This window comes from Streptomyces sp. MMS24-W38 (assembly GCF_059889265.1).
On record NZ_JCBCPP010000001.1, the window covers coordinates 304,394 to 318,101 of the forward strand.

Consider the following 13,708-nt stretch of genomic DNA (forward strand, 5'->3'; position numbering starts at 1 on the left):
GTGGAGAATGAAGAGAAGTACGTCGATTACCTGAAGCGCGTAATGGCCGATCTCCGCCATACGCGCAGGCGCCTGCAGGCGGCACAGGACCGGGAAAACGAGCCGATCGCCATCATCGCGATGGGCTGCCGTCTGCCCGGGGACGTACACTCTCCCTCCGACCTGTGGCGACTGGTCAGCACCGGCGGGGACGGCATCACACCGTTCCCCTCCGACCGCGGCTGGTCCTCCCTCCTGCCGGCCGGCGTGACGGCCATGGGCGGCTTCGTCCACGACGCCACCGACTTCGACCCCGGCCTGTTCGGCATCTCGCCGCGCGAGGCCGTCGCCATGGACCCGCAGCAGCGTCTCCTGCTGGAGACCGCCTGGGAGACCTTCGAGACGGCCGGGGTCGACCCACGTTCGCTGAAGGGGCGCGGTGTCGGAGTCTTCGCCGGAGCGGCCACCTCCGGCTACGGCGACGCCCCTCTGCCCGGTGCCGGCGAGGCGTTCCGCGGCACGGGGAACGCGACCAGTGTCGCGTCCGGCCGCGTCTCCTACGCCTTCGGCCTCGAAGGCCCCGCCGTCACCATCGACACCGCCTGCTCCTCCTCGCTGGTCGCCCTCCACCTGGCAGGCCTCGCGCTGCGGGCGGGCGACTGCGACCTGGCACTGGCCGGCGGTGTCACGGTCATGGTCGGCCCCGGCATGTTCGTCGAGTTCGACCGTCAGGACGGCCTCGCCGGCGACGGACGCTGCAAGTCGTTCGGGCAGGCCGCGGACGGCACGGGCTGGGGCGAAGGCGTCGGCCTGCTGCTGCTGGAGCGACTGTCGGACGCCCGGCGCAACGGACACCAGGTGCTGGCGATCGTGCGCGGCAGCGCCATCAACCAGGACGGCGCGTCGAACGGTCTGACCGCACCCAACGGGCCCTCGCAGCAGCGGGTCATCCGCCAGGCCCTGGCCAACGCCCGGCTCACCGGCGCCGACATCGACGCGGTGGAGGCGCACGGGACGGGCACCCGGCTGGGTGACCCGATCGAGGCGCAGGCGCTGCTGGCGACCTACGGCCAGGGCCGCGACGAGTCCCGTCCGTTGTGGCTCGGGTCGGTGAAGTCGAACATCGGTCACACCCAGTCCGCGGCAGGTGTCGCGGGTGTCATCAAGATGGTCATGGCCATGCAGCACGGTGTGCTGCCGGCGACGCTGCACGCCGATGAACCGTCGACGGAGATCGACTGGTCGGCCGGTGCGGTGGAACTGCTGACGGAGGCACGTCCCTGGCCCGTGACGGACCGCCCGCGGCGCGTGGGCGTGTCCTCGTTCGGCATCAGCGGTACCAATGCGCACGTGATTCTGGAGCAGGCACCGGAGTCGGAGCCCGTGTCCGATTCGGCATCGGAATCGGAGCCCGCCGAGCCTGCTTCGGTCTCCCCTGCTCTGTTCTCCCCTGCTTCGGTGCCGCTTGGTTCGGTGTCGCTCGGTTCGACATCTTCCAACTCTGTATCGACCGGTTCGGTCTCCCCGGCTTCGGTTCCGGGTGTGTCGGCGTGGGTGGTGTCGGCGAAGTCCGAGGCCGCGCTGCGGGCGCAGGTGGAGCGGCTGGCCTCGTTCGTCGCGGAGCGTCCGGAGCTGGACCCGGCGGACGTGGGCTGGTCGCTGGCGACGACGCGGGCCGCGCTGGAGCACCGTGCGGTGGTCGTGGGCGAGAGCCGGGAGGAGCTGCTGGCCGGGCTGTCCGTGGCCACCTCGGCCGTTACGGGTGCCGGTGGTGTGGTGTTCGTGTTCCCGGGCCAGGGCTCCCAGTGGGATGGCATGGCACGGGAGTTGTGGCAGACCTCGCCCGTGTTCCGGGAGCGGCTGGCCGAGTGCGAGACCGCGCTCGCCCCGTACGTCGACTGGTCGTTGACCGATGTGCTGTTGCGGGACGGGGACCTGGACCGGGTGGATGTGGTCCAGCCGGTGCTGTGGGCGGTGATGGTGTCCCTGGCGGAGGTGTGGCGTTCGGCGGGTGTGGTGCCGTCCGCGGTGGTGGGTCATTCGCAGGGTGAGATCGCCGCGGCGTGCGTGACGGGCCGGTTGTCGCTCGACGATGCCGCACGTGCGGTGGCCCTGCGGGCGCAGGCGCTGGTGGCCGTGTCCGGCAAGGACGGCGTGATCTCCCTGACGGCGGGGCGGGACACAGTCGAAAACCTGGTCTCGGCCTGGCCGGACCGTCTGTTCGTGGCCGCGGTGAACGGCCCCTCCTCCACCGTGGTCTCCGGCGACACCGAGGCCCTCGACGAGCTCGCCGCCGTATGCGAACAGCGGGACATCCGCGCCCGCCGCGTTGCGATGAACTTCGCGGCCCACTCGCCGCGGATGAGGCAACTGCGGGAGCGGATCCTGACCGACCTGGCCGGGCTGTCCCCGGCCACCGGCACGATTCCCATGATCTCCACCCTGACCGGCGAGGCGATCGAAGACGGACTGGACGCCCAGTACTGGTTCGACAACCTCTGCTCCACGGTCCAGTTCGAAGGCGCCGTCCGGACCCTGCTGGAACAGGGCACGCGCACCTTCGTCGAGATCAGCCCTCATCCCGTGCTCACCATGGGCATCGAGCAAACCATCGACGCGACCGGGGCCGAGGCCACCGCACTGGGCACCCTGCGACGGGGCGAGGCCGGGGTGCGCCGTGTCCTGAGCTCCCTCGGCGAGGCGTGGAAGGCGGGTGTCGACGTCAACTGGCGGGCGGTGCTCACCGGCCGGCAGGTCGCTTTGCCGACCTACGCGTTCCAGCACGAGCGGTACTGGCTGGATGTCCCGTCGTTGCCGGTTCCGGCCGCGGGCGGGGTGGTGGACGCGGTCGAGTCGCGGTTCTGGGATGCCGTGGAGCGTGGTGACCTCGATGAACTCGCGGGCACGCTGCAGCTGTCGGAGGCCCCGCAGTTGCTGGGGTCGGTGGTTCCGGCGCTGGCGTCGTGGCGCCGGGAGCGGCGGCAGCGGTCCGTGATCGACACCTGGCGTTACCAGGTCGCCTGGAGGCCGCTCGCCGGTCTCCCGACGGCCGCCGCGCTGTCGGGCACCTGGCTGGTGGTGGGCGACAGTGCTGCGGAGGTGGCCGGGGCGTTGACCGGGGCGGGTGCCGTCGTGGCGGGCCTGTCGGTGGACGGGGTCGTGGACCGTGCGGGCCTGGCCGCGGCGGTCGCCGCCGTGCCGGATGTGTGCGGTGTGGTGCTGGCGGCCGGCGCGGGGACGGCCGACCGCACCGCCGCTGGGGTGGCGGATGAACTCACCCGGGTGACGGTGCTGTTGCAGGCGCTGGGTGATGCCGGGGTGGACGCGCCGTTGTGGGTGCTCACGCGGGGTGCAATCGCCGTGGGTGCGTCGGACCGGGTGCTGGATCCGGTGCAGGCCGCGGTGTGGGGTCTGGGCCGGGTCGCGGCGCTGGAGTTCCCGCAGCGCTGGGGCGGCCTGATCGACCTGCCCGAGACCCTGGACACTCGTGCGTCCGGCCGCCTCGCGGCCGTCCTGGCCACCGGTGACGGTGAGGACCAGACCGCCGTGCGTGGCTCCGGTGTCTACGGCCGGCGCCTGGTCCGGGCAGCGGCGACCGATGCGGTGGGCGAGGGATGGCAGCCCTCGGGCACCGTGCTGGTCACCGGTGGTACCGGGGCGCTGGGCGCCGAGGTGGCACGCTGGCTGGCGGGCCGGGGTGTGCCGCATCTGCTGCTGACCAGCCGCCGCGGGACCGCCCCGGACGGCCTGGTCGAGGAACTCGCCGCACTGGGTGCCCGGGTGACCGTGGCCGCGTGCGATGTCGCCGACCGGGATGGGCTGGCCGAGGTCATCGCCGGTGTTCCGGCAGATGTTCCGCTCACCGGTGTGGTGCATGCGGCCGGTGTCGGGGACGCGCAGCTGCTGGAGGCCGCCGACCGGGACACCACGGCGGCGGTGATCGGCGCGAAGATCGACGGGGTCGCCCACCTGGAGGCCCTGACCACCCATCTTCCGCTCGACCTGTTCGTCGTCTTCTCCTCCGGCGCCGCGGTGTGGGGCGGTGCGGGTCAGGGCGCCTACGCCGCGGCGAACGCGTTCCTCGACGCCTGGGCCGCCGGGCGCCGTGACCGCGGCCTGCCCGCCACGTCCGTGGCCTGGGGCCCCTGGGACGGTGCCGGCATGGCCGTCCAGGGCGAGACCCAGCAGCTCCTGCGCCGACGCGGCATGGCCCCGATGAACCCCGAACTCGCCGTGCGCACCCTCGCGGCAGCCGTCGACGCCGGCGAGTCGGGACTGACCGTCGCCGACATCGACTGGCCCGCCTTCACGGCCTCGTTCACCGCCATCCGCCCCAGCCGGCTCCTCGCCGACCTGCCCGAAGCCACCACCCCGGACACACCGACATCGGCCGACGACGACACCGCGAGCCTGCGACGACAAGTCGAAGAAGCCCCGGCCGCGCAGCGCCGGCAGGTGGTGCTGGACGTCGTGCGCACCCACGCCGCGGCCGTCCTCGGGCACGCGGACGGGGAGTCCGTGGAAGCCGGCCGGGCCTTCCGCGACCTCGGCTTCGACTCCCTGATGGCGGTCGAGGTCCGCAACCGTCTCCAGTCGGTCACCGGACTCAGGCTGCCCGCCACCCTCGTCTTCGACCACCCCACCCCCCTGGTCCTGACCGACTTCCTCCTCACCGAACTCTCCGACATCGCCCCCGGCACAGCGTCGCAGGCCCGGCCGGTGGCGGTGGCCGTGGACGAGCCGGTCGCGATCGTCGGCATGGCCTGCCGCTTCCCCGGCTCGGTGACCTCGGCCCAGTCCCTGTGGGACCTGGTCGCCGACGCGGGCGACGCGGTGGGGCCGTTCCCCACCGACCGTGGCTGGCCCGCGGGCATCGCCGGCCGGGGCGCGTTCCTCGACCACGCCGACGCGTTCGACGCCGACCTGTTCGGCATCAGCCCCCGCGAAGCCCTCGCCATGGACCCCCAGCAACGCCTGCTGCTGGAAACCACGTGGGAGGCCTTCGAAGCGGCGGGAGTTGATCCCCGCTCGCTCGCAGGCACCGCCACCGGCGTGTTCGTCGGCGGCACCACCTCCGGCTACGGCACCGGCACCCAGATCCCGCAGGGCGCGGAAGGCCATCTGCTCACCGGGACCGCGACCAGCGTCATGTCCGGCCGGGTGTCCTACGCCTTCGGCCTGGAGGGCCCGGCGGTGACGGTGGACACCGCGTGTTCGTCGTCGCTTGTCGCCCTGCACCTGGCGGCGCAGGCCCTGCGGACCGGCGAGTGCGACCTGGCCCTGGCCGGCGGCGTCACCGTCATGGCCAACCCCGGCGTGTTCGGCGAGTTCGACCGCCAGGGCGGGCTGGCCTCCGACGGCCGCTGCAAAGCCTTCGCCGATTCCTCCGACGGCATGGGCTGGGGCGAGGGCGTCGGCCTGCTGCTGGTCGAACGCCTCTCGGACGCAGAACGTCGCGGACACCGCGTGCTCGCCGTGGTGCGGGGCAGCGCGATCAACCAGGACGGCGCCTCCAACGGCCTGTCGGCGCCGAACGGGCCCGCGCAGCAGCGGGTCATCAGCCAGGCGCTGGCCAACGCCGACCTGACCGGTGCGGACATCGACGTGGTCGAGGCCCACGGCACCGGCACCCGCCTCGGCGACCCGATCGAGGCCCAGGCACTGCTGGCGACCTACGGCCAGGACCGCGCCGGCAGGGAGCCGTTGTGGATCGGCTCGGTCAAGTCGAACATCGCCCACACCCAGGCCGCCGCCGGCGTCGCCGGCGTCATCAAGATGGTCATGGCCCTGCGCCACGGCCTGCTGCCCGCCACCCTCCACATCGACGAACCCACCACCCAGGTCGACTGGACCGCCGGTGCGGTGGAGCTGCTCACCGAGCAGCGCGCGTGGCCTGCGGTGGACCGTCCGCGGCGTGCGGCGGTCTCCTCGTTCGGCATCAGCGGCACCAACGCCCACATCATCCTCGAACAGGCACCCGCGCCCGAGCCGGTGGCAGTCGCCGAACCGTCGGCAACGCGCCCCAGCCTGGTGCCGTGGCTCGTCTCGGCCAAGTCCGACACCGCCCTGCGCGCACAGATCGCAAGCCTCAGATCGTTCGTCGCCGACCAGCCCGAACTGGACCCGGTCGACGTGGCCTGGTCGCTCGCCACCACACGGACCGCACTGGAGCACCGTGCGGTGCTCCACGGCGACGCCACCCTCAGCAGCGGTGTCGCAGGCGAAGGCAAGACGGCGTTCCTGTTCACCGGCCAGGGCTCCCAGCGCGCCGGCATGGGCCTGGGGCTCTACCAGGCGTTCCCCGTCTACGCCGAGGCCTTCGACGCCGTCTGCGCCCGCCTCGACGTCCGGCTGGAGCGCCCGCTGCGCGAGGTCCTGACCGACGGCACCGACCTCGACCACACGATGTGGGCACAGGCCGGACTGTTCGCCCTCGAAGTCGCCCTCTTCCGCCTGATCGAAGCGTGGGGCATCACCCCCGACGTGCTCCTCGGCCACTCCCTCGGGGAGATCAGCGCCGCGCACGTCGCGGGCATCCTCGACCTGGACGACGCGTGCGTGCTGGTGGCCGAGCGCGGCCGCCTCATGCAGGCGCTGCCCGCGGGCGGCGGCATGCTCGCCGTCCAGGCCACCGAGGCCGACGTCGCCGACTCCGGCCTCGACATCGCCGCCGTCAACGGCCCCAACTCCGTCGTCCTCTCCGGCACCACCGAAGCCATCGCACACTACGCCGCCCAGTGCGCCGAGCGCGGCTGGAAGTCCACCGTCCTGTCGGTGTCGCACGCCTTCCACTCGGCCCTGATGGAACCGATGCTGGACGAGTTCACGGCCGTGCTGGAGGGGCTGACCTTCCACCCCGCACATACCCCGGTCGTCTCGAACCTCACCGGCGCCGTGGCCGAGCCGGGTGCCATGCAGCAGCCCACGTACTGGCTGCACCAGGTGCGCCGGCCGGTCCGCTTCGCCGACGGCGTCACCACCCTCCAGACCATGGGCGTGACCCGCTGCCTCGAACTCGGCCCGGACGGCGTCCTGTCGGGCATGGCCCAGGACACCGCCACCGCCACCGGTGCCGTGTTCGTCCCCGTTCTGCGCAAGGACCGCGACGAGACCGGCACCGCCCTGACCGCCGTGAGCCGCCTGTGGACCTGCGGCGCGGACGTCGACTGGCGCGCGGTGTTCGCCGGCTGGGGCGGTCGGGTGGTGGATCTGCCGACGTATGCCTTCCAGCGGGAGCGGTTCTGGCCGGAGCTGTCGGCGGTGGCCGCTGCGGGCGGTGGTGGGGATCTGGTCGATGCCGCGTTCTGGGACGCGGTGGAACGCGAGGACCTGTCCGAGCTGGCGGGTCTGGAGTCGGCCCTGCCGGCACTGGCGGAGTGGCGGCGGCGCCACCGGGAGCGTTCGACGCTCGACTCGTGGCGTTACCGGGTCACGTGGAAGCCGCTGGCCGATCCGGTTCCGCCGACGCTGTCCGGCACCTGGGCGATCATCGGTTCCGAGGACGCCGACGTGTCCGCGGCGCTCTCCGCCGCGGGCGCGACCGTGGTCGGTGTGGAAGCCGAAGAGGTGTCGCTGCCGGCTGACGTGGCCGGGGTGGTACTGCTCGCGGACGACGTCGTGGGTGCGCTGTCCGTGGTGCAGGCGCTGGCCGGGGTGGACGCGCCGTTGTGGGTGCTGACCCGGGGCGCGGTGTCGGTGGGCGGCTCGGACCGGCTGACTGATCCGGACCTGGCGGCGGTGTGGGGCATGGGCCGGGTCGCGGCGCTGGAGCTGCCGCAGCGTTGGGGCGGTCTCGTCGACCTGCCCGAGGTCCTGGACGCGCGGGCGGGTGCCCGCCTCGCCGGCGTCCTGGCCGCCGGTGGTGGTGAGGATCAGGTCGCGATCCGCGGGGCGGGTGTGTACGGCCGTCGTGTGGCGCGTGCGGTGCCGGCCGTGGTGGTCGGTGAGGGCTGGCGGCCGTCGGGGACCGTGCTGGTCACCGGTGGCACCGGTGGTCTGGGTGCCGAGGTCGCGCGCTGGCTGGCGGGCCGGGGGGTGCCGCATCTGCTGCTGACCAGCCGCCGCGGCGTCGCGCCCGAGGGGCTGGTCGAGGAGCTGTCCGGGCTGGGGGCGCAGGTCACGGTCGCGGCCTGCGACGTCGCCGACCGGGACGCCCTCGCCACCGTCCTCGCCGGTGTTCCGGAGCAGTGGCCGCTGACCGGCGTCGTCCACGCGGCCGGGATCGACGCCCCGCAATGGCTTGAGGCAGCCACCCCGGAAGCGTTCGACGCGGTGCTGCGGGCCAAGGTCGAGGGGACGAGGTATCTCGACGAGCTGACCGCGGATCTGCCGCTCGACCTCTTCGTCGTCTTCTCCTCGATCGCCGCGACCTGGGGCAGCGGCGGCCAGGCCGCCTACGCGGCCGGCAACGCCTTCCTCGACGCCTGGATCCAGCACCGCCACGACCGCGGACTCCCCGGCACATCCGTGGCCTGGGGCCCCTGGGCCGGAGCCGGCATGGCGGTCCAGGACGAGACCGAACAGGCACTGCGCCGACGTGGGCTGGCGCCGATGGACCCGGCCCTCGCGATCCGGGCCCTGGCAGCGGCGGTGGACGGCCAGGAAACCTGCGTGACCGTCACCAACACTGACTGGTCGGTGTTCTCCCCGGCGTTCACCTCGTCCCGTCCCAGCGCCTTGTTCTCCGAGCTTCCGGAGGCGGCGGAGGCGCTCGCGGGCACGCCGGACGGTGGTGCCGCGCAGGGACTGCGGCAGCGGCTCCTGGACGTCCCTGCCGGGGAACGGGCCCGATTCGTGCTGGATCTGGTGCGTGAGCGGGCCGCCGCGGTGCTCGGGCACACGGGTGCGGACGCGGTCGAGCCCGGGCGGGCGTTCCGCGATCTGGGCTTCGACTCGCTGATGGCGGTCGAACTGCGCAACCTGCTGACCACCGAGACCGGCCTGACGCTCCCCGCCACCCTCGTCTTCGACCACCCCAACCCGACCGCCCTCACCGACCACCTCCTGTCCCACCTGGCAGGCCACACCGCACCGAACACCCCCGCAGTCACGGGTGCCGTCCTCGACGAACCGGTCGCGATCGTGGGCATGGCCTGCCGCTACCCCGGAGGCGTCACCTCCCCCGAGGAGCTGTGGAACCTGGTCGCCGCCGGGGCGGACGGCATCACCCCGTTCCCCGACGACCGCGGCTGGCCCACCACCCTGCTCGATTCAAGCGCCTCGGTGGGCGGCTTCGTCCACGACGCCGACGAGTTCGACGCCGCCCTGTTCGGCATCAGCCCGCGCGAGGCCCTCGCCATGGACCCCCAGCAGCGCCTGCTGCTGGAAACCGCGTGGGAAACCCTCGAAACCGCAGGCATCGACCCCCGCTCCCTGAAGGGCCACAACGTCGGCGTGTTCGCCGGCGCCTCCCCCTCCGGCTACGGCACCGGAGTCACCGGCGCCGAGGGACACCTGCTCACCGGCACCGCCAGCAGCGTCATCTCCGGCCGCCTGGCCTACGTCTTCGGCCTCGAGGGCCCGGCCCTCACCGTCGACACCGCCTGCTCCTCCTCCCTGGTCGCCCTGCACCTGGCCGCCCAGGCCCTGCGAAGCGGCGAGTGCGACCTGGCCCTGGCCGGCGGCGTCACCGTCATGGTCACCCCGAGCGCGTTCGCCGAGTTCGACCGCCAGGACGGCCTGGCCGCCGACGGCCGCTGCAAGTCCTTCGCCGCCGCCGCCGACGGCACCGGCTGGGCCGAGGGCGTCGGCCTCCTCCTCGTCGAACGGCTGTCCGACGCCCGCCGCAACGGCCACCACATCCTCGCCGTCGTCCAGGGCAGCGCCGTCAACCAGGACGGCGCCTCCAACGGCCTCACCGCCCCCAACGGACCCTCCCAGCAGCGGGTCATCCGCCAGGCCCTGGCCAACGCCGACCTGACCGGCGCCGACGTCGATGTCGTCGAGGCGCACGGCACCGGCACCCGCCTCGGCGACCCCATCGAAGCAGGGGCCCTGCTCGCCACCTACGGCCAGGACCGCGGCGAGACCGGCGAGCCGCTCTGGCTGGGCTCCATCAAGTCCAACATCGGCCACACCCAGGCCGCCGCCGGTGTCGCCGGCATCATCAAAATGATCATGGCCATGCGGCACGGCGTGCTCCCGGCCACCCTGCACGTCGACGAGCCGTCCCCGCAGGTCGACTGGACCACCGGCGCGGTCGAACTGCTCACCGAACAGCGTCCGTGGCCCGAGTCGGACCGCCCGCGCCGTGCCGCCGTCTCCTCGTTCGGCATCAGCGGCACCAACGCCCACGTCATCCTCGAACAGCCTTCCGCCGCGGAGACCGTCAAGGTGACGGCGGTCCGTGCGACGCCACCCAGGCTCATTCCGTGGGCGGTGTCGGCGAAGTCCGAGTCCGCCCTGCGTGCCCAGATCGAACGCCTGCGGTCCTTTGCCTCGGAGCGCCCCACCCTGGATCCGGTGGACGTCGGCTGGTCGCTGGCCACCACTCGGGCTCCGCTGGAGCACCGCGCGGTGCTGGCGGGGGACACGACGCTCGCCGAGGGCGTGGCGGCCGAGGGCCGGACCGCGTTCCTGTTCACCGGCCAGGGCTCCCAGCGCGCCGGCATGGGCCTGGGGCTCTACGAGGCGTTCCCGGTCTACGCCGAGGCCTTCGACGCGGTGTGCGCGCGCCTCGACGTCCGGCTGGAGCGCCCGCTGCGCGAGGTCCTGACCGACGGCACCGACCTGGACCACACGATGTGGGCGCAGGCCGGCCTGTTCGCCCTCGAAGTCGCCCTGTTCCGGCTGGTCGAAGCGTGGGGCATCACCCCGGACGTGCTCCTGGGCCACTCGCTGGGCGAGATCAGCGCGGCGCATGTCGCGGGCATCCTGGACCTGGACGACGCGTGCGTGCTGGTCGCGGAACGCGGCCGGCTGATGCAGGCGCTGCCCGCGGGCGGCGGCATGCTGGCCGTCCAGGCGACCGAGGCGGAGGTCGCCGGCTCCGGTCTCGATGTCGCGGCCGTCAACGGCCCGAACTCCGTCGTCCTGTCGGGCGCGGTCGAGGCTGTCGAGCGGTATGCCGCGGAGTGCGCCGAGCGCGGCGTGCGGTGCACCGTCCTGTCGGTGTCGCACGCGTTCCACTCGGCGCTGATGGAGCCGATGCTGGACGAGTTCGCGGCCGTGCTGGAGGGTCTGAGCTTCCGCCCCGCGCGGATCCCGGTGGTCTCGAACCTGACGGGTGCGGTGGCCGAGCCGGGTGCCATGCAGCAGCCGGGGTACTGGCTGCACCAGGTCCGCCGGCCCGTCCGCTTCGCCGACGGCGTCACCGCCCTCGAGGCGATGGGCGTGACCCGCTATCTGGAGCTGGGCCCGGACGGTGTGCTGTCGGGCATGGCCCAGGACACCGCCACCGCCACCGCCAGCGGTGCCGTGTTCGTCCCCGTGCTGCGCAAGGACCGCGACGAGACCGACACCGCCCTGACCGCGATCAGCCGCCTGTGGGCCTGTGGCACCGCCATCGACTGGCGCGCGGTGTTCGCCGGCTGGGGCGGCCGGACGGTCGGCCTGCCCACCTACCCCTTCCAGCGCGAGCGCTACTGGCCGCAGCCGGGCGTACTCGGCGCGGACGCGGGCGCACTGGGCATCCAGGGCGCCGAGCACGCGCTGCTCGGCTCCGTGGTGGCCCTCGCCGACGCGGACGGCGTACTCCTCACCGGCCGCCTCTCCATGGATACTCAGCCCTGGCTGGCCGACCACGTGGTGTCGGGGCATGTGGTGGTGCCCGGCACCGCACTGGTGGAGATGGTGCTGCGCGCCGGCCAGGAGGTCGACTGCGGTCTGCTGCGGGAGCTGGTGCTGCGCGCCCCGCTGGTGCTGCCCGAGTCCGGTGGTGTGCAGGTCCAGATCCGGGTCGAGGGCCCGGATGCCTCGGGCGACCGGCCGGTGCATGTCCATGCCCGTGCCGAGGGCGTGGCCGAGTGGACGCTGCACGCGTCCGGTTCGCTGGCGGAGCAGGCCGCATCGGGGGCGGGCTTCGAGCTGAGTGTGTGGCCTCCGCGGGGTGCGCAGGCGGTGGACGTCGACGGCTTCTACGCGGCGCTGGCCGGTGCGGGCTTCGGCTACGGTCCGGCGTTCCAGGGCGTCCAGGCGGCCTGGCGGGACGCTTCCGGTGTCTACGCCGAGGTCACATTCGCGGATCCGGTGGACGGGTTCGGTATCCACCCCGCCCTCTTCGACGCGGCCCTGCACCCCTCCGGCTTGATCTCCGGCACCGAGACCGACACCGAAGCGAGTGGGCCGCGGTTGCCGTTCGCGTGGTCGGGGGTGGAGCTGTTCGCGGTCGGCGCGACCGCGCTGCGGGTGGCGATCCGTCCCGAGGGCGAGGGCTTCACCGTGCAGGCGGCGGACGGCACGGGTGCGCCGGTCGCTCTCGTGCGTGCGCTGGTGTCGCGGGCGGTGTCGGCGGAGCAGTTGTCGGCGGCCGGGCAGGCGGCGGACGACGCGCTGTTCGCGGTCGAGTGGGTCGCGCTCCCGCCCGGCGGTGCATCCGGTGATGCGGCGGAGGCTGCGGCGTGGACGGTGCTGCCGGCCGGTGACGGTCCGGTGGAGCAGGTCCTCGGTGAGGTGCTGCACGGTGTGCAGGAGTGGCTGGCGGACGAGAGCACGTTCGGCTCGCGTCTGGCGGTCGTGACCCGGGGCGCGATGCCCGCGGGTGCTGGCGTCGTCGTGGACCCGGTGGGTGCGGCGGTGTGGGGTCTGGTGCGCTCGGCGCAGTCGGAGCACCCGGACCGGATCGTGCTCGTCGACACCGACCCGGCATCTGAGGAACGGCTCGACCTGGCCCTCCTGGCCGGACTCGACGAGCCGCAGGTCGCCCTCCGTGACGGTGCGCTGCTGGCGCCCCGCCTGATGCGCGCCGGAGGCAGCGGACTGGTACTGCCCGACGGCACCTGGCGCCTTCTGCCCGGCACCGACGGCACGCTGGAGTCCCTCCACCTCGAGGCGGCCGGCTCGCTGCCTCTGGAGTCCGGCCAGGTGCGGGTCGAGATCCGTGCCGCGGGTGTGAACTTCCGGGACGTGCTCCTGGGCCTGGGCATGTATCCGGAACCCGGAACCATGGGCTCCGAGGCGGCCGGCGTGGTCGTGGAGACCGGTCCCGGTGTCGGCGACCTTGCCGTCGGGGACCGGGTCTTCGGCTTCTTCGACGGCGGATTCGCCACCGACGCCGTCACCGACCGCCGTCTGGTGGTCCGGGTGCCCGAGGGCTGGTCGTGGGCGCAGGCGGCAGCGGTGCCGCTGGTGTTCGCCACGGCCTGGTACGGACTGCGGGACCTGGCCCAGGTCAAGGCCGGTGAATCCGTGCTGATCCACGCGGCCGCCGGCGGTGTCGGCATGGCCGCCGTGCAACTGGCCCGTCACTGGGGCCTGGAGGTGTACGCCACCGCCAGTCCCGCCAAGTGGCCCACCGTCATTGCCGGCGGAGTCGACCCCTCACGCATCGCCTCCTCCCGCGACCTCGACTTCGAAGACCGGATCCGGACCGCGACCGGCGGCAGGGGTGTCGACGTCGTGCTGAACTCGCTTGCGGGCGAGTTCCTCGACGCCTCCCTCAGGCTGCTGGCCCCCGGCGGCCGGTTCGTCGAGATGGGCAAGACCGACATCCGGGCCGGCCTCGACGTCCCGTACTACCCGTTCGACCTGTCGGATGCGGGTCCCGAGGGGATGGGCCGCATCCTGGCCGAGG

At 73.2% G+C, this 13,708-nt stretch carries 1 protein-coding gene (only partly in view); it reads left to right on the top strand.

The genetic code is table 11. The annotated features are described in order from the left end of the window. Positions 1–13,708: the 5' end (the start) of a type I polyketide synthase gene (locus AC6F7H_RS00685; protein ID WP_500754541.1), read on the top strand. It continues 20,306 nt past the right edge of the window; 13,708 of the gene's 34,014 nt are visible here — the first part of the coding sequence; its start codon is at positions 1–3; the stop codon falls past the right edge of the window.